Below are 18,344 nucleotides of genomic sequence, written 5' to 3'. Positions count from 1 at the left end.
CGGGCGAAATCCTGCCTGCGCCATTGACGTCGCTGGCTGCCGCTTTCTCAGTTAGAAGGCTTTGAGGATGTCTTCGACGCGGGTTTTGGCGTCGCCGAAGAGCATTTGGGAGTTGTCGCGGTAGAAGAGGGGGTTTTGGACGCCGGCGTAGCCGGCGGCCATGGAGCGTTTGAACACGATCACGTTTTCGGCTTCCCAGACCCTTAGGACGGGCATCCCTGCGATGGGGCTTCCGGGGTCTTCGGCGGCGGAGGGGTTGACGGTGTCGTTCGCGCCGATGACGAGGACGACGGAGGTGTCGCCGAGGTCGTCGTTGATTTCGTCCATTTCCAGGACGATGTCGTACGGGACTTTGGCTTCGGCGAGGAGCACGTTCATGTGTCCGGGCAGGCGCCCGGCGACCGGGTGGATGCCGAACCTGACGTTCACACCCTTCTCGCGCAGCTGGTGGGCGAGTTCGGCGACGGGGTACTGGGCTTGGGCGACGGCCATGCCGTACCCGGGGGTGATCACGACGGACGAGGCGTTGGTCAGCATTTCCGCGGTGGCCTGGGCGGTGATTTCGCGGTGTTCACCGTACTCGGCATCGGTTGTGGTGGGGGCTGCGATGCCGAAGCCGCCGGCGATCACGGAGATGAAGGACCGGTTCATGGCCTTGCACATGATGTAGGACAGGTACGCACCCGAGGAGCCGACGAGGGCGCCGGTGATGATGAGCAGGTCGTTGTTCAGCAGGAAACCCGCCGCTGCCGCGGCCCAGCCGGAGTAGCTGTTGAGCATGGAGACAACGACGGGCATGTCGCCGCCGCCGATGGAGGCCACCAGGTGCCAGCCCAGTGCCAGGGCCAGGGCGGTGACGATGATGAGGAGCCAGAGCTGGGAGTCGTTGACGTACCAGATGGTCAGTGCGATGAACGCGGCCAGCGCCCCGAGGTTGATGACGTTTTTGCCCGGCAGCATCAGGGGTGTGGATTTCATCCGGGCCGAGAGTTTCAGGAACGCCACGATGGAGCCGGTGAACGTGACCGCGCCGATGAACACGCCGATGAAGACTTCGGCGTGGTGGATGGCTGTCAGGTCCGGGGACAGGGCCGGGGCTTCAAGGTGCCCGTTCCAGCCCACCAGCACGGCGGCGAGGCCCACGAAGCTGTGCAGCAGGGCGATCAGTTCGGGCATCCCGGTCATTTCCACGACGCGGGCGCGCCAGAGCCCGATCGCCCCGCCGACTGCCACGGCGGCCACGAGCAGTCCCAGTCCGGTGAGGGCGTGGCCGGTGCCCCAGGCGTCCTGGACGGTCAGCCAGATGGTGGCGGTGAGGGCGATGATCATCCCGGTGATGCCGTAGATGACCCCGGCGCGGGCTTTTTCGTGTTTGCTCAGCCCGGCGAGGCTGAGGATGAACAGCAGGGCCGCGACGATGTACGCGGCTCCGGCGATGGAGTCGGCGGTCAACGGACCGGAAACGGTGTCAGACACGGTAAGGCTCCTCGATAGAATTCCTGCTGCTGCTGTTTCGGTGATGGTTGCGGCGCTCATGAACGTGCCTTCCCGGCCGAGAACATCGCGAGCATCCGACGGGTGACGGCGAAACCGCCGAAGATGTTAATGCTGGCCAGCAGCACCGCGACCGCGGCAAGGACCTGCATAACGGGGTTCTCGGAGGTGACCTGCAGCAGCGCCCCGACCACGATGATCCCCGAGATCGCGTTCGTGACGGACATCAGCGGGGTATGCAGGGCGTGATGGACTTTCCCGATCACATAGAAACCGACCACGACCGAAAGCATCAGCACCGTGAAATGCTGCGGCAACGGGGCCGGGGCGACCGCGTTGATCCCGAACAACACCGCGACACCCGCGGCGAAGAGGCCGGCCTTACCGGCGGGGCTGAGCCCGGCCTTCTTCTTCGGCGCCGTATTGTTCGCGGCCGGTCCGGCGTCGGCCTTCACTGCGGGTGCGGCGGAGACCTGGACCGGGGGCGGCGGCCAGGTCTTTTCCCCGTCCCGGACCACGGTCACGGAGCGCTGGACAACGTCGTCGAAATCAATCCGCAGGACCCCGTCCTTGTCAGGGGTGAGGAGTTTGAGGAGGTTCAGCAGGTTCGTCCCGTACAGCTGGGACGCCTGGGCCGGCAACCTGGCCGGAAGATCCGTGTACCCCAGGATCACCACGCCGTTGTCGGTGATGATCCGTTCCCCGGCGACCGAGCCTTCCACGTTCCCGCCCTGACCGGCGGCCATGTCCACGATCACACTGCCGGACTTCATGCCGGCCACATCATCAGCGGTGAGCAGCTTCGGCGCCGGGCGCCCGGGGATCAGCGCGGTGGTGATGATGATGTCCACATCGGCTGCCTGCTCGGAGTAGATCTCCGCGGCCCGGGCGTTGTACGCCTCGGAGGTGGCCTTCGCGTACCCGTCGGAGGACTGCATCTCTTCGGCGACCTCGACTTTGAGGTAGGTTCCGCCGATGGACTTCACCTGGTCGGCGACTTCGGGCCGCGGGTCCGTCGCCCGCACGATCGCACCCAGACTGGACGCGGCACCGATCGCGGCCAAGCCGGCCACCCCGGCACCGGCGACCAGGACCTTCGCCGGCGGGACCTTGCCCGCCGCCGTCACCTGACCCGTGAAAAACCGGCCAAACTCGTGCGCTGCCTCGATGACCGCCCGGTACCCGGCAATGTTCGCCATCGAGCTCAGCACATCCATCGACTGCGCCCGCGAAATCCGCGGCACCGCATCCAACGCCAACGCCGTGATCGGCCGCGCCGCCAAAGCCTCCACCAACTCCGGCCGCAGACCCGGACTCAACGACCCGATCAACGTCGCACCCGCAGCCAAACGGCCAATCTCATCCTCAGTAGGCGGATTGATCCTCAACACCACTTCGGCGCCCCATGCCTCATCGGCGCCAACAATCAGGGCACCCGCCGCAGCATAGGCGTCATCCTTGAAGGAAGCAGGCTCCCCAGCGCCTTTCTCGACCACAACCTCGTAGCCCAACTCCAACAACTGCTTCACGGTGACAGGCGTCGCCGCCACCCTCGTCTCACGGCCCAACTCGGCCACGATCCCAATACGCGTCACTTCTTCTCCTCATGCAGTATTTATGGAATTCCCGGTTCCGCCGCACAGTCCTGTGGGTCTGACCCTTCTCCGGTCAGACCCACAGGACTTTGGCGTGCTAGTTACTTGGAAGCAGGGAAGGTTCCTTCGCCAACGCGCCTGGCGTCCAGCGCAGGTGCGCCGTAGTTGCATCGGAGTCCGGCTCCCGCAGGAGGGACAGACGTGGGCGGACGGCGTCGGTGCGGGCGCTCGGCGGCTTGCGGCGACCCGCCCTGAACTGGGGGATCCACTGGGCACTCGGGCCGTGGTATTCCTGTTCGGCCGCCGCGTGCAGTGTCCACTGAGGGTCGTACAGGTGCGTACGGCCCAGTGCCACGAGGTCGGCCCGGCCCGCAAGCAGGACGGAATTGACGTCGTCGTAGGTGGAGATGGCACCGACGGCGATCACGGCCACGCCTGCCGGAGCGGCAACTTCCTGGCGGATGCGGTCGGCGAACGGCGTCTGGTAGCTGCGGCCGAAGGCCGGCTTTTCCTCCTTGGCAACCTGGCCGGTGGAGACGTCCAGGCCGGCGGCGCCGTGGGCGACGAAGGCGCGGGCAATTTCGACCGAATCGTCGGACGTGTTGCCGCCCTCGATCCAGTCTGTGGCGGAGATGCGTACCGTCACAGGCTTGCTGGCAGGCCACGCCGCACGAACGGCGTCGAACACTTCCAACGGGAAACGTAGCCGGTTCTGAAGGCTGCCGCCGTATTCGTCGGTGCGCTTGTTGGAGACCGGCGAAAGGAATGAGGACAGTAGGTAGCCGTGGGCGGCGTGGATCTCCAGGAGGTCGAAACCTGCCTGCCCAGCGCGGACGGTGGAGGCGACGAATTCCGCCTTGATGGCGTCCATGCCCTCCCGGTCCAGCCCAGCAGGGGTCTGGTTGTCGGGACCGTACGGAATGGCCGAAGGGCCAACCGTGGACCAGTTTTCGGACTCGAGTGGCTGGTCGATTCCTTCCCACATGAGCTTGGTGGAGCCCTTGCGGCCCGAATGTCCAATCTGGAGCCCGATTTTTGCCGTCGAACGTTCGTGGACAAAGTCGACGGTGGACTTCCAGCTGTGCTGCTGCTCGTCTGTGTAAAGGCCAGAGCAGCCGGGCGTGATGCGACCTTCGGGGGACACGCATACCATCTCAGTCATCACCAGTCCGGCCCCGCCAAGGGCTTTGGAGCCTAGGTGCACCAAATGAAAGTTCCCCGGCACGCCGTCGGTCGCGGAGTACATATCCATGGGGGAGACGATGATCCGGTTCTTCAGTTTGAGTCCGCCGATGCGGTAGGGCTGGAACATGGCGGGAGCAACGTCTGGTAAGCCTTGGGAATCGGCGAAGTGTTTGTCTACAGCTCCGGCGAATTCCGGGTCGCGGAGGCGCAGGTTTTCCTGGGTGATCCGGCGCGAGCGGGTGAGCAGGTTGAACGCGAATTGCGTGGGTTCCTGCCCTCTGTACTGTCCGATCCGTTCGAACCATTCCAGCGAAGCCTGCGCGGCTCGTTGGGTGGATTCGACCACGGGACGGCGCTCGGTCTCGTAGGCCGCCAGGGCGGTTTCAAGGTCCTGGTGCTCGTGGAGGCACGCGGCCAGTGCCAGGGAGTCTTCCATGGCGAGCTTGGTGCCGGAGCCGATGGAGAAGTGGGCGGTGTGGGCGGCGTCGCCAAGCAGGACGATATTCCCGTGGCGCCAGCTGCGGTTGCGGACCGTTGTGAAGTTCAGCCACTTGGAGTTGTTGGCCAGCACTTCGTGGCCGGCGAGTTCTTGGGCGAAGATGGCGCGGATTTTGCTGATTGCCTTCTCGTCGGATACACCGGGCGCAAATGCGTCGGTGGCAGTCTCGTCGAAGCCTGCTGCCTCCCACACATCTGGGGACATTTCGACGATGAAGGTGGAGCCTTCGTCAGAGTATGGGTATCCGTGGATCTGCATGGTGCCGTATTCGGTGTCCTTGACGAAGAACTTGAACGCCTCGAAAACCTGATCCGTGCCAAGCCACATGAACTTGTTGGGCCGGGGATCAAGGCTCGGGCCAAAAGACTCCGCATAGGTTGCCCGGATTTGCGAGTTGACACCGTCGGAGGCGAGGACCAGATCATGGCCAGCCTCGAGTTCGGCGATGGGTGGTGCAGGGGTGCTGAAACGCACGTCCACTCCCAGTTCAGCGCAGCGGCGCTGCAGCAGCTCGAGCAGTTCCTTGCGGCTCATGGCAGCGAAGCCCTGTCCGCCGACGGTGATGGTTTCGTCGCGGAAGTGGATGTCTATGTCGGACCACCGGGCAAACCTCCGGCTCATGTACTCGGCAACCACCGGATCGGCGTTGCCGATACCCCCGAGGGTTTCGTCGGAGAATACGACGCCGAAACCGAACGTATCCGAGGCGGCGTTGCGCTCCCAGAGCGTGATGTCGTGATTGGGGTCCAGCTGCTTCATCAGTGCTGCGAAGTACAGGCCCCCGGGGCCGCCTCCGACGATTGCGATCTTCATGGGTCTGCTCCTTTTACGGCTGGGCGGCGGCTGCGCCGGCCAGCTGGTCGTTTTCGTGTTCGAGGCGGTCGCGCAGCTTGAAGTGCTGCAGCTTGCCGCTGGGATTGCGCGGGAGTTCATCGACGAAACGGACGTCCCGCGGATACTTGTATGGAGCGATGGTGGCCTTGACGAAGTCCTGGATTTCCTTGCGCTTGGCGTCGTCTGCGTTGACGCCCTCGCGGAGGACGATGAAGGCGCATACCACGCTGCCGCGCTCCTCGTCGGCCCGTGCCACAACAGCGTTTTCGACAACGTCAGGGTGCTGGTCGATGGCTGCTTCCACTTCGGGGGCGCCGATGTTGTATCCGGAGGAGACGATCATGTTGTCAGAGCGTGACTGGTAGGTGAAGTACCCGTCCTCGTCCCGAACGAAAGTATCCCCAGTGACGTTCCAGCCGTTGTCGACATACTTCGCCTGCCGGTCATCGTCCATGTACCGGCAGCCGGTGGGCCCTATGACGGCGAGCCTGCCGGGCTGGTTGGGTCCGGTCTCCATGCCTGCCTCGTCCAGGATCACCGCCCGGTAGCCGGGTACAGCCTTGCCTGTTGTGCCGGGGCGGATGTCGTCTCCGGCGGCTGAGATGAAAACGTGGAGCAGTTCGGTCGCGCCGATGCCGTTCACCAGACGGACGCCAGTGGCGCTGTGGACGGCTTCCCAAGTTTCCTTGGGCAGGTGCTCACCGGCCGAGACAGCGATCCGTAGGCGGCTGAGTAGTTCGCCGCGGCCGGCTTTGAGGATGGCCCGGTAGGCTGTGGGCGCGGTGAAGAGGACGGTGGCACCGGCGGCGGCGGCGTTTTCCACCAGTTCCACCGGGGCGGCACGCTCAGTCAGCAACGACGAGGCGCCGAACCGCAATGGGAAAATCACCAGCCCGCCGAGCCCGAAGGTAAAGGCGATGGGCGGTGATCCAGCAAACACATCCTCGGAGGTCGGCTGGAGGATATAACGGGCGAAGGTGTCTGCCGTGGCGAGGATGTCACGGTGGAAGTGCATGGTGACTTTCGGTGCGCCGGTGGTCCCGGACGTCGGTCCCAGGAGTGCGACGTCGTCGGCGGAGGTTTCAACATCGCTGAATTGCCCGTGTTTGGACGCACAGCGGGCGACAAGATCGCCGATACCATCCCCTCCATAGGAGAGAACGGTGACGTCGGTGCCTGCTGCCACGGCCAGTTCGTCGACGAAGCGGTGATCCGAGATCGCCACCACCGGTTTGGTGAGCCCGATCAGCGTGCTGATTTCGGTGGCGCGGAGCATTGGCATGGTGGTGACAACCACGGCGCCGGCCTTCAAGACTCCGAGCCAGGCGGCCACCAGCCAGGGGTTGTTGGGCCCACGCAGCAGGACGCGGTTGCCCGGGACTACACCGAAGTCCTCCGTGAGTACCTGCGCCGCCTGGTTCGCACGTAGCTGGAGTTCGCCATAAGTCCACATTTTGCCGTCGGGTGTGTGCAGTGCGGGGCGGTCCGGCCCGTATTCGGTGACTCCGTCGTCGATCAGCACTGACGCAGCATTGAGCTTTTCCGGGTACTGGAGCTCCGGAAGGGTGAACTCGAGCGCAGGCCAAAGGTTGGCTGGTGGTAGGTGGTCCCTTGTAAAGGTATCCACGTGGGCCGATGATGTGAATGTCATGGCCTCTCCTTTCGAATGATGATGTGGGTCCGGGAACCGGTTCAGGAAGAAGATCGGATCATGCCCTCTTGGGCAACGGTGGCCAGCAGGCGCCCCTGCCGGTCAAAGAAGCGGCCCAGGGCCAGGCCTCGGTTGCGTTGGGCGGAGACGGCTTCCTGGACATAGAGCACCCATTCGTCAGCGCGCCCGTCACGGTGGAACCACATTGAATGGTCAAGGCTGGCGGTGCTGAGCCCGGGGGAGGACCAGTGCAGACCGCGGACCCGCAGCAGCGTCTCCAGAATCGTGTAGTCGCACACGTAGGCCAGGGCGGCCCGGTGAAGGTCAGCGGTGAGACGATCAGTGGCTGCGTCGGGCAGCCGGTCGAAGGCCTTCACCCAGACGGCCTGGTGGGCTTGGGGGCCTCCCTCGACGTCCAGGTACACCGGACCGGGAACATGGCGCATGTCGAAACTGCGTCCGGCGGACCAATACCCGGCTGCTGGCCCGTCGACGCCTGCGAGCACCTCTGCGGCGCTTCGCAGAGCCTCGGGTGCGAGGTCTGCAGGGGAGCCGGGCTGGTATTCGGGACCGTCTTCGGGGACCTGAAAGGAGCCCATTGCCGTGAAGACGGTCTTGCCGTTCTGGTAACCGCGGACGCTGCGGGTCGAGTAGCCGCGCCCGTCCCGCAGCCGTTCCACTTCGTAGCGCACGGTTGCGCCGACGTCGACTGGCCGCATGAAGTAGCTGTGCATGGAGTGCAGTGTCCGGTCCGCCTCGACGGAGCGCATCATGGCAGCGGCAGACTGGGCCACCATGTCCCCGCCATAGGACTTGGGCCATGGCACGTACTGTGTGGTGGCTTCGTAGGCCTCGTCATTGACCTGCGCCGGGACGTGGGTGAGTTGGATGGCCCGGAGGAAGGTTTCCGAGGTGGGCACCCTGACGGTGGGCGTAATCGAGGGCATGGCGGCTATACCCGGCGGTAGTCGGCGAGAGTGTCGTCGGCAACGTCTTCGAGGTTTACCACAATGTTCTCCGGAGTGCGGGTGGTGAGCCAGATGAGTTCTTCGGTGACGGACATGTTGGCCTCGACGTGCGGCATAAAGGGCGGGACGAAGACCCAGTCGCCGGCCTTCATGTCCTGGTACTCCGAAAAGTTTTCGCCGTAGTAGATGCGGCCGTGGCCGCGCAGTACATACCCTCCGGTTTCCGCCTCGCCGTGGTGGTGGGGCAGTGAACGGTATCCTGGTGTGTTCGATACCTGGCCGAACCAGATCTTTGTGGCGGGAGTGTGCTGGATGGAGACACCCGAAACACGGATGCAGTCACCTGACTGGGCTGTATTGGTGTCTTCCTCACCTGCGCGGGTGACGACCGGGACGACTTTGCCGTCGGCTCCGGCGTACATGGAGTTGTCGCCCTCGGTCAGGTACTCGGTGGTGGTATTGCTCATGGTTTTCACTCCTAGGTTGTTGCGGTTGAGGTAACCGGCGCGCTGTATGCGCGGCCGTCGTTGTGATAGATGCGGATCCTGTTTTCCAGGCGTCCGATACCTGCAATCTCGGTAGTAAGAAGATCGCCGTCCTGCAGGAAGCGTGGAGGTTTCATTCCCATTCCCACTCCGCCGGGTGTACCGGTGAGGATCAGGTCGCCCGGCCGCAGAACCGTGAAGTGGGAGATGTAGGAGAGGAGCTTCGCGGGGCCGAACACCAGCGTGCCCGTATTTCCGGCTTGCACCAGTTCACCGTTCACGTAACCGCGGACCTCGAAATCACCTTTGACTTCATCGGGGGTAATCATGACCGGCCCGACGGGGGTGGTGGCGTCGAAGGCTTTGCCCTGGAACCACTGCAGGGTGCGGTTTTGCCAGTCACGCATCGAAACATCGTTTGCGACGGTGTAGCCGGCGATGGCCTGCAGGGCCTGTTCCTCATCTGCACGGAACAGGGGGGAGCCGACGACGACGGCCAGTTCGGCCTCCCAGTCAACCCGTTCACTGCCGACGACGTCGATCGTGTCACCTGCCCCCGTCAAGGTGTCCGCGTACTTCGCGAAGAGGGTGGGGTATTCCGGGAGTTCCCGGCCCATTTCCTGAATGTGATCGCTGTAGTTAAGGCCGCAGCAAATCACCTTGCCCGCCGCCGGCAGCAGGGCTGCCAGCTCGGCGACGGAAGCTGAAACTCTGTTGGCATTATGACACTGTCCCGATACCACGGAATCGGCCGTCCGACGCCATTGCGGGTCCGCGACCATAGTGCCCACGTCCGGGTATGGCAGCGGCAGATAAGCAGTGTCGTCTGAGACAAGTACCGCCGCCGTGGTGTGCTTGCCCGCACGCAGTGTGGCCAGTTTCATCCGTCCAGTTCCCTTCAATCAGATATGTCGACTTTTTTACGGTCGTCACATATGCTCAAGGTAGCATGATGCAGAGGATCTGAACAGAGTTCTTTTCTGAACCGACGACAACCCCATATGCAGGAGGAACCACCTTGACCAACAGGACAGTCAACCCCGAGTCGCTTTCCAAACCATCCGGGTATGCCCATGGCATCCTTGCCGGGAATACGGTGTATTTGGGAGGGCAGACGGCACTGGACAAGAGCATGAACATCGTGTCAGGCGGCATTGTTGAACAGTTCAGGCAGGCGTTTTCGAACGTGCTGACAACGCTGACGGAGGCCGGGGGACAGCCGCAGGACCTGGTCAGCGTCACGATCTATCTCACCGATGTCGACGACTACATGGCGAACGGCCGTGAAATCGGACAGATCTGGCGCGAGATGGCGGGCTCGGAGTATCCCGCCATGGCCGGCATCGGAGTTACCCGGCTGTGGCAGAAGGAAGCGCTCATCGAGATCCAGGGGATTGCGGTGATCGGAAACCGCTGATTCTGCGGGCGGCGGCTCTTCCGGCCCCGCCAACCGACATTGTGTCGGATTTCTGAACGGCCCCGGCGTGCAGGCATGCCGGGGCCGTTCTCATGATGCGGAGCGCCTGCCCGCTCCTCTGTGGTTCAGCTCCGCGTCGCGAGCTGAAGCGACTTTACGGCTTCCACCATGTGTGCCGGCCAGGGCAGGGCCGCCAAGGATCCTGAAGGGACGTGGGCCACCGTCACCGTGCCGAATGCCGCGATTCCGCCTTCGGATTCGAGGTGGGGGTGGCCGAACACTTCGAAGGCGTAGGTCATTGACGTGCGGCCAAGTTTTTGGATTCCGACAGTTGCCGTGATCCGCTGGCCGAACCAGAGCTTAGCCCTGTAGCTGATTGCCTGGTGTACACGCGGTGCGCTCGGGAAATAGTCAGGAAGGTTGAGGGCCCGGAAGAGCTCCGCTTCCGCGGACTCAACCCAGCGCATGACAGAGGAATTGTGCTGGTGGCCGGAGGCGTCGGTGTCTACCCATTCGACATTGCGATCGATGCTGGCGTGCCGGCTTGGCCTCATCTGGTCAGTCATGGGTCTCCCTTCGGCGTGTGATGATCCCACGCGACAAGGCCCTATTGTATATCCCTGCAATGACGACCGTTCGCGTATCCGCGATGGTTGTGATTGAGGAGTTGGCGAACGGCACATGAATAAACTTGTCATGTCGCTCTCTTTACGCCCGTCACGTAAACGGCATATACTCATTAAATGACGCATGCCTGACGGCGGCACTGACGCCGCGTTCTACATGCCCCTTTCCAAGGAGTTCTGATGTCTGTTTCCGACTTCGACGAACGCAACGAAAAGAACCATGAACCATCGAACAGTGGGTCCAGGAAGAATTCGAGGAGGTTTTCGGGGGAACTGTTCCGGTCTGCACCCCATGGGCCGGATTGATGTTCATCTAGACTCCTGCCTTGAGGCCGTGGGCCAGGATGCCGTATGCACGTTCGTCAGGCCTGTAGCCTTGGACTGTTAAAGCGATCCATATCGGAGGTGTTGAATGCCCGGAGTCAGTGCTGTCCCTGACATTTCGCCCATGCCACGCCACCAGCATCTAATCGTGACCGTCTACGGACTCTATGCCCGGGCACATGACGGGGCGTTTGCAGTGTCAGACCTGATACAACTCCTAAGTGATCTGGGAGTTGAGTCGGCGGGGGTGCGCTCGTCGGTCTCGCGTCTGAAGAAGCGCGGAGTTCTCGTTAGCCTCCGAAAGGACGGGGCGGCCGCCTACAGGCTGGCGCCAGGACTGGAGGATGTTTTCAGGGCGGGCGACGAACGCATTTTCTCCCCGCATCGCGCGCGTAAGGGTGATGACTGGATCCTGACGTCATTCTCCGTCCCTGAATCCCAGCGGCATCTTCGCCACAAGCTTCGCTCCATTTTGACGCGCATCGGTTGCGGCCAGGTTTCGCCGGGCTTATGGATAGCTCCCGGCAACCTGGCGGACGAAGTGAGTCAACAGCTTGAACGCGCGGCCTTGATGGAATATGTTGACCTGTTTAAGGCAGCGCACCTGACCGAAGACCATATCCGGTCGAAGGTCGGGCAATGGTGGGACCTGCCCGCTCTTGACGCACTATATGCGGACTTCATCGACCGCCACGAACCTGTGCTGCAGCGTTGGTCCGAATTGCCCCCGAGTGAACCTGAGTCGCCGGAATATCTCAAGCAGGCCTTCGCCGACTACGTCCCGATGGTGACCCAATGGCGCCGCTTGCCCTATATGGATCCCGGCCTGCCTGAAGAGTATCTTCCCGGTGACTGGAGCGGTCTGGCCGCCGAGGCGCTCTTTGCCAAGCTGCATTCACTGCTTGGCCCCATCGCCCGGCGCTACGCACGGACCGTCGTCGAAGAATAGACAGTCCTCCGTCGAGGATTGATTGTTACGTCCGGACCGCTTTCAATGAGGGCCGATTAGCCCAATGGCGGCCTCGTTAAGCGCTGCCCTGTCCCACCGCTTCCGGTACTTTGACGCGGCCGGAAGCAATCTGACCCGTCCCGGGACCATCATAAGCCCGTTCTCTAGAGATAATTTTTTTATCGCAACGAAAACGCTACAAATTTTGGTAGAAAGTGGATAGACTCAGGTTCACTCCCAAGAAGGACTGCCATGTTGGACGCACGGACGCACTACCAGGCCGGCTCCGCGGCCAAGGTAACTTGCGCTGTCACCCGAGTCATGTCCCCAGACACCGAAGGCTACTCACCGTCAAAGCGGGACGCCCGTAAGGCGCTTCGTTTCTCCATACGCCACGGGGATTCCCCATTTCGCGATCCGCGGCGGCAATTGGCGGACGGCCGCGGGGGTCCATTTGAACTCAATACAACCCGCATAGGAGAACAATGTCTGTACTAGCCGGGCTCACAGCAGCCCTCACAGATGGTTCCGTAGAAGTCGTAGACCTGACGACGCCGCTCAGCAGCGATACGCCGATACTGAATCTTCCGCAGCCCCTCGCCAACACAGTTGGCCTCAGCCTTTCGCCCGTGAGTAACTTTGATGACGCTGGCCCGGCGTGGGCCTGGAACGATGTGACTGTTGGGGAGCATGCCGGCACCCACTTGGATGCGCCCGTGCACTGGATTTCGGGCAGAAACGGCAAATCGGTTGACCAGATAGAACCTCACCGCCTTATCGGACCTCTGATCGTTATCGACAAGAGCGCCGATGTGGCTGAGAATCCGGACTTTCTGCTGGAGCCTGAGCACTTTGAGCAGTGGCAGGCAGCGCACGGTGAGTTGCCCGACAATTGCTGGGTGATCTTCCGGACCGGTTGGTCCTCCAGGGGCGGGAATGCCGCCGACTTCGTCAATGCCGATGACGCCGGGCCGCACACTCCGGGGGTGTCCGTTGCGGGCGCCCAATGGATTGCAGCCAATACCAGCATCAGCGGGTTCGGGGTCGAGACAGTGGGAATCGATGCAGGGCAGGCGGCAACTTTTGATCCGATGTTCCCTGTCCACTCATTTCTCCTTGGGGCGGACAAGTACGGTCTGACGTCACTGCGGCAGGTGGACAGGCTTCCCACGGTGGGAGCTACCCTCGTGGTCGCGCCCTTACCGATTGTTGGAGGCACCGGCAGTCCCACGCGCGTCTACGCCCTTGTGGAGGGATCGTGAGCGACAACGTAAGAGTGTCAACCCTGGTTGCCCAAACGCTGGCCAAATTGGGCGTGGGTCACGTTTTTGGCGTCGTGGGAAGCGGCAACTTTGATGTGACTAACGTCCTCGTGCAGGCGGGCGTGCCGTATACGGCTGCCCGACATGAGGGCGGTGCCGCCACAATGGCCGATGCATATTCTCGAATGTCCGGCAAAGTCGGGGTGGTCAGCACGCATCAGGGATGCGGCTTAAGTAATGCAATTACAGGCATCGGGGAAGCGGCGAAGAGCCGGACACCCATGATTGTTTTGACCGCTGACACACAAAGCGCTGCGGTCCGATCGAATTTCAAAATTGATCAGGACTCCCTTGCCCGAAGCATCGGGGCAGTGGCGGAGCGCATTCACTCCGTCGACTCAGCTGTGGCCGATACCGTTCGGGCGTTCCGCACCGCAGTCAACGAACGCCGCACCGTCGTCCTCAGCCTCCCTCTGGACGTGCAGAGCGGTTTCGCTCCGGACACCCTCTACACTGTCCGGCTTCAGGAACCGGCCCGGTTACGGCCTGATCCCGCAGCAGTGGAGCACCTTGTTGAACTGATCCAGCAGGCCGAACGCCCCGTGTTTGTGGTCGGCCGGGGAGGGCGTGGCGCCAAGGAAGCCCTTCTGGCCTTGGCCGAACACGCCGGCGCCCTGGTGGCAACCTCCGCAGTGGCCAACGGTCTGTTCAATGGTGAAACCTTTAATCTGGGCATTTCCGGGGGCTTCTCGTCACCGCTGACGGCTGAGCTCATCAGCGGGGCAGACCTGATTGTCGGGTGGGGCTGCACCCTGAACATGTGGACCATGCGGCATGGCCGGTTGATTTCCCCGGGCACGAAGGTTGTCCAGGTTGATGTCGAGGACGCTTCGCTGGGAGCCAACCGGCCAATTTCGCTGGGCGTCCTGGGGGACTCAGCACTCACCGCTGCGGACGCGCTGGCCTTGTTGAAAGCCGCCCAGCCGGCTCCAGCGGAAAAGTATCGCACGGAGACCAACGCCGTGACGATCAAGCAGGGATCGCGGTGGAGGGACGTCGACACGGCTGACCTGTCCACATCGACACTGATCGACCCGCGCGTCCTCAGCCGGGAACTTGATTCGCTCCTGCCCACGAACCGTATTGTTTCCGTGGACTCAGGAAACTTCATGGGCTACCCGAGTCAGTACCTGGCTGTGCCGGACGAGTTCGGCTTCTGCTTCACGCAGGCGTTCCAAGCCATTGGGCTGGGTCTATATACCGCCATCGGCGCTGCGATTGCCCAACCTGAACGTGTGCCCGTCCTGGGCGCCGGCGACGGCGGTTTCCTGATGGGGATCAGTGAATTGGAGACAGCCGTCCGTCTCAAACTGCCCCTGGTGTGCATCGTCTACAACGATGCCGCGTACGGGGCTGAAGTGCACCATTTTGCTGAGCTTGACGGCTCCCTGGATCTTAGCAGCGTGAAATTTCCGGAGACGGACATTGCTGCCATTGCCCGGGGATTCGGCGCGGATGGCATCACCGTGCGCACCCTTGACGATCTGGAGCCGGTAAAGGCGTGGGTTGCCAGGTTCCAAGCCGGGTCTGAGCGCCGTCCGTTGGTCATCGATGCGAAGATCGCCTCCGACGGGGGATCATGGTGGCTGGCGGAAGCATTCCAAGGCCACTGATTCAGTCATGCATGACTGAAGGGGACTGGATCCGGCCGAGGCCGGGCTCGGTCCCCTTCAGGTGCCCCAGCCATCATGCGGAAGTGAACGCCGCTACGACCCAGCTGCCCTTTCTTAGTATCCCCACATGCGTCGTCAGGGCTTCGAAACTACCCGCCGGAGCAGACTCCAGCAGGCGTTCAGAGGCCAGGAGTCTGTCGTGGTGGCGTTCCTCCCATTCGGAAAACCTGGTCGGCGACGGGCGACCGTGAACCCCTTGCGAGGACGGCGACCGTGAGTTCCGGGACAACGGCGGACAGGTCTTCCCGCAAGGACGCCCGGGCCATGGCTTGCCATTTGGTGGAGCTGGGCAAGCCGTCGATCCGGTACAGCAACTCCTCTATCCGGAACCAATTGTGCACCGCAAAGTAAGTTGGGGCGACGACCTCCAAGGGTTTGGCCGTTACCTGCTGCACTCGGGCAATGTCGAGCAGCGTGAACGCCCTGTGCAGTTCTGCCCACGCCAGCGCGATAGTCTCGGGAATCCCCCATTCACGCGCTTCATCCAGCAGCGACAAGACAGCCTGCTAGTCTCGGCCGACGAGGAGTTCCGCCAGCCGGTGCCGCAGAGTCTCCACGACAGGCCTGTCGAGCTGCACGCAGTCCGCTACCGGGAGGCGCCGGTCGTATTGGATGAACCAGCGCATGGCCATGTCCAGGACGCGCTGGATATCCAGATGGATCCGGCTCCTCTCTTCGGCTGACAGATCCGCGCCAAGACCGACGAGGCCGCTGGCCAGTTCACGAAGCCCGAACGCCTCGTTGGCAATGTAGCACTCCTGGCCCTCATGGTCGCGGCGAAAGCATGGGGACGACTCGGCGGCCGCCCTCGGACGATGACACCCTCCAAGACAGAGGCTGCGCGGCAGCTGCCTAGCCAGGGCAAAACTCTCAATGAAACAGTGCAGATACTTAGCGTCAGCGTCTCACCGTTAAGGGCCCTCAGCCAGAATGCGGTTCCGTACGCGACGCGGGCCGCAATGCCCAACGGCGAACCTGGACGGCAGCGACGGGAAGACGGTGTACGGTACCGCACCCTGAATGGGTGAAGATGTGTCGGAGCGGCCTTCGAGTTGGAAGTCTTTAGAATCCGGCCTTGTGCCTAAATCGCCTCGCCAGGATAAGACACTGCGATCGTTGTAGGTCTCTATTGAGGGGCCTTGGTGATTCGACCTGCTTGTTCAACCAGCTCTTTCATTGAGGGCCGGTGGCCGCGGTGGAAGGTTATGCCATCCGGCAGGCCTTGGATTGATGGTTTGTGTTGGGTGATATCGATCGTAATCCGGCCGCCGGCCAAGGGGGCGTTGCTGATGTGCAGGTCACCGTAGGACGTGGGCAGTTCCGGATCCATCCAGACGCCGCCGAGGGAAACGTGGGCGTCGTAACGCATCAGGCTGGTCACGAGCAGGATCGGCGCTGTGGCTGCCCAGGCCTGAGGTGAACAAGCCGTTGGGTACGGCAGTGGAGTTGCGAATCGCTCCCGGGCGAAACCACAGAACAGTTCCGGCAGCCGGCCGTCCGTGAATTCTGCCGCTTCCAGCAGGGCGGTGGCGATACGTTGCGCCTCCGCCACAAATCCGTATCGCATGAGTCCGTGGGCGATTATGGCGTTGTCATGGGGCCAGACCGATCCGTTATGGTAGCTGGCCGGGTTGTAAGCACCCATGTCGCTGGCGAGCGTTCTCACCCCCCAGCCACTGAACATTTCCGGAGACATCAGCCGCTCTGCTACTTGCGGAGCCTTGTCTTCATCCACGAGGCCGACCCAGAGGCAGTGGCCCATGTTTGAGGCGCAGGCATCGACTTGGCGCTTCTTTCCATCCAGGGCGATGGCATAGTAGCCGCGGTCCGGCATCCAGAACTGCTCGTTGAACCGCTTCTTCAACTGCGCCCCAAGATCGGCCAGTTCATCTCCCAGAACTGAATCGCCGGCGTCGTATGCCATCCACGCACGGGCCATGTGTGCCTGGTAAACGTAGGCCTGTACCTCGCAGAGCGCGATGGGCGGTTCGGCCAGTGTGCCGTCAGCGAAGTTGATGCCGTCCCAGGAGTCCTTCCACCCCTGGTTGATCAGCCCAAGAGGGTTCAAGCGCTCATACTCTACGAATCCGTCACCATCCTTGTCCCCATATTGTCGGATCCAGTCCATTGCTCGATCTGCATGCGGGAGCAGCGCGGCAATGGTGTCCTTCGCGAAGCCCCAGCGGCTGACTTCGCCCAATATGCACACGAATAGAGGGGTTGCATCGACGCTGCCGTAATAGGTGGACTTACCTCCGAGGGACAGCCCGCTGGAAATATCCAGCCGGACTTCGTGCAAGATCTTGCCCGGTTCCTCCTCGCTCAGAGGATCCACTACGCGGCCTTGGCGGTCTGCAAGTGTTTGTAGCGTGCCCAGAGCCAAGGAGGGATCCACGGGCATGGCCATTTGTGAGGACAGCAGCGAATCCCGGCCAAACAGGGTCATAAACCAAGGCACCCCTGCGGCCACCACCACACGATCCGGATATTGCGGGTCTTCGATACGCAGGGCTCCCAGATCGTCGTAGCTGCGCCTCAAAGTCCGTTCGATGGAGCGGTTCCCAACGTGCACCACAGGGATTTTCGCCACCCACTCCTGTCGGCGGCGGTCACTGGCCGACATCCCGTCCGTATCAAGATGAACGAACGACGGCGGCGTCGGGCCTGCCCCCTCCGTGCTCGGCACGGCCGTGAAGGTGCAGCTCCACTGGCTGTGCGGGGCAACTGTCAGGCTGTAGGTGAGGCCATCCGATGAGACATCGGCGCCGGGAGCGAGGACGATAATACCCTTCCGGACCTCGTGCCAGGAGGCCCGGATGGTCAGTGAGTCGCCGTCCACATCGCGAGTATGGTTCCAGCTCCTCTGGACGCGCCCGTCCTTGACCTCAAAAAGATCTGCGAAATCCGCCTCGACTTTCAAGGAGACGACGCATTCGGCAGGCTCCTTCGAGTAATTGTGCAGGGTGACCTGCTCCTGAATGCCAGCGCCCACTTCACGCAGGCGCTCCACAATCAGCGGGCTATCCGCATAGCCATCCCCACGAGGAACCCGCCCGGCAAACAGGGCCCGATACGGCTCCTTCATTTCCGAGCCCAACGGTTCAACGTGCTGGCCATTGACTGTCAGGACCCACCCCGACACAATGCGGGTGTCCTGGAAAAAGACACCATGAGGATGTTCGGACTGGATGTCCCCGTTCGCCATTGAAATGCAAAACGACGAACCCTCGACTAGCGTGACTGTTCCTGCACCAAGCGGACCTGCCGCCGTGTCAGCGTTCCATCCAGCCATGTCGCTCCTTTGGACGGCTTCCCCCCGGCC

General features: G+C 62.5%; 13 protein-coding genes and 1 pseudogene. 4 read left to right on the top strand and 10 right to left on the bottom strand.

The annotated features are described in order from the left end of the window. Positions 1 to 51: 51 nt before the first annotated feature. The 7 genes from pntB to QRN51_RS14650 all read right to left on the bottom strand — a co-directional run bounded on the left by pntB (position 52) and on the right by QRN51_RS14650 (position 9,595). A complete protein-coding gene (gene pntB, locus QRN51_RS14680) occupies positions 52 to 1,476 on the bottom strand; it encodes a Re/Si-specific NAD(P)(+) transhydrogenase subunit beta (RefSeq protein WP_502870870.1) in 1,425 nt (474 codons plus the stop codon). 56 nt (positions 1,477 to 1,532) lie between these two features. Further along, complete coding sequence (locus tag QRN51_RS14675; RefSeq protein WP_284990588.1) at positions 1,533 to 3,089, bottom strand: Re/Si-specific NAD(P)(+) transhydrogenase subunit alpha; 1,557 nt, start codon at positions 3,087 to 3,089, stop codon at positions 1,533 to 1,535. Between the two features lie 97 nt (positions 3,090 to 3,186). Beyond that, on the bottom strand, positions 3,187 to 5,586 hold the full coding sequence (locus QRN51_RS14670) for a bifunctional salicylyl-CoA 5-hydroxylase/oxidoreductase (RefSeq protein ID WP_284990586.1): 2,400 nt from the start codon (positions 5,584 to 5,586) through the stop codon (positions 3,187 to 3,189). Positions 5,587 to 5,599: 13 nt separating this feature from the next. Next, the gene (locus tag QRN51_RS14665) at positions 5,600 to 7,258 is read right to left on the bottom strand and encodes an AMP-binding protein (RefSeq protein ID WP_284990584.1); all 1,659 of its coding nucleotides are present in this window, start codon (positions 7,256 to 7,258) and stop codon (positions 5,600 to 5,602) included. Positions 7,259 to 7,299: 41 nt separating this feature from the next. After that, positions 7,300 to 8,205, bottom strand: coding sequence for an acyl-CoA thioesterase (locus QRN51_RS14660; protein ID WP_284990583.1), 906 nt, complete (start codon positions 8,203 to 8,205; stop codon positions 7,300 to 7,302). A gap of 5 nt (positions 8,206 to 8,210) precedes the next feature. Next, positions 8,211 to 8,693 (bottom strand): cupin domain-containing protein, encoded by a 483-nt coding sequence (locus QRN51_RS14655; protein ID WP_284990582.1) that lies wholly within the window; start codon positions 8,691 to 8,693, stop codon positions 8,211 to 8,213. An 11-nt stretch (positions 8,694 to 8,704) separates the two neighbouring features. Further along, the gene (locus QRN51_RS14650) at positions 8,705 to 9,595 is read right to left on the bottom strand and encodes a fumarylacetoacetate hydrolase family protein (protein ID WP_284990581.1); all 891 of its coding nucleotides are present in this window, start codon (positions 9,593 to 9,595) and stop codon (positions 8,705 to 8,707) included. A gap of 134 nt (positions 9,596 to 9,729) precedes the next feature. Between QRN51_RS14650 and QRN51_RS14645 the strand changes: the two genes are divergently transcribed. Further along, a complete protein-coding gene (locus tag QRN51_RS14645; protein ID WP_284990580.1) occupies positions 9,730 to 10,128 on the top strand; it encodes a RidA family protein in 399 nt (132 codons plus the stop codon). A 125-nt stretch (positions 10,129 to 10,253) separates the two neighbouring features. On the opposite strand, the gene QRN51_RS14640 is transcribed toward QRN51_RS14645, so the two are convergent. After that, the gene (locus tag QRN51_RS14640; RefSeq protein WP_284990579.1) at positions 10,254 to 10,694 is read right to left on the bottom strand and encodes an acyl-CoA thioesterase; all 441 of its coding nucleotides are present in this window, start codon (positions 10,692 to 10,694) and stop codon (positions 10,254 to 10,256) included. A gap of 532 nt (positions 10,695 to 11,226) precedes the next feature. On the opposite strand from QRN51_RS14640, the gene QRN51_RS14635 reads away from it, so the two are divergent. The 3 genes from QRN51_RS14635 (at position 11,227) to QRN51_RS14625 (ending at position 14,962) form a co-directional block, all read left to right on the top strand. Continuing rightward, positions 11,227 to 12,027 carry a PaaX family transcriptional regulator gene (locus QRN51_RS14635; protein ID WP_284990578.1) on the top strand — a complete coding sequence of 267 codons (801 nt, stop codon included), beginning with the start codon at positions 11,227 to 11,229 and terminating at the stop codon, positions 12,025 to 12,027. A 485-nt stretch (positions 12,028 to 12,512) separates the two neighbouring features. After that, a complete protein-coding gene (locus QRN51_RS14630; RefSeq protein ID WP_284990577.1) occupies positions 12,513 to 13,289 on the top strand; it encodes a cyclase family protein in 777 nt (258 codons plus the stop codon). Next, the gene (locus QRN51_RS14625; RefSeq protein ID WP_284990576.1) at positions 13,286 to 14,962 is read left to right on the top strand and encodes a thiamine pyrophosphate-binding protein; all 1,677 of its coding nucleotides are present in this window, start codon (positions 13,286 to 13,288) and stop codon (positions 14,960 to 14,962) included. The genes QRN51_RS14630 and QRN51_RS14625 overlap by 4 nt, the downstream gene beginning before the upstream one ends. Positions 14,963 to 15,141: 179 nt before the next feature. On the opposite strand, the pseudogene QRN51_RS23330 reads toward QRN51_RS14625, so the two are convergent. After that, positions 15,142 to 15,771 (bottom strand): annotated as a pseudogene (locus QRN51_RS23330) (hypothetical protein). A gap of 377 nt (positions 15,772 to 16,148) precedes the next feature. Then, positions 16,149 to 18,314, bottom strand: coding sequence for an amylo-alpha-1,6-glucosidase (locus tag QRN51_RS14615; protein ID WP_284990574.1), 2,166 nt, complete (start codon positions 18,312 to 18,314; stop codon positions 16,149 to 16,151). Positions 18,315 to 18,344 lie beyond the last annotated feature (30 nt).

The organism is Arthrobacter sp. efr-133-TYG-120 (assembly GCF_030209785.1).
GTDB lineage: Bacteria > Actinomycetota > Actinomycetes > Actinomycetales > Micrococcaceae > Arthrobacter.
Note: the sequence above shows the minus strand (reverse complement) of the source record. Positions and strands in the feature narration are given on the sequence as shown.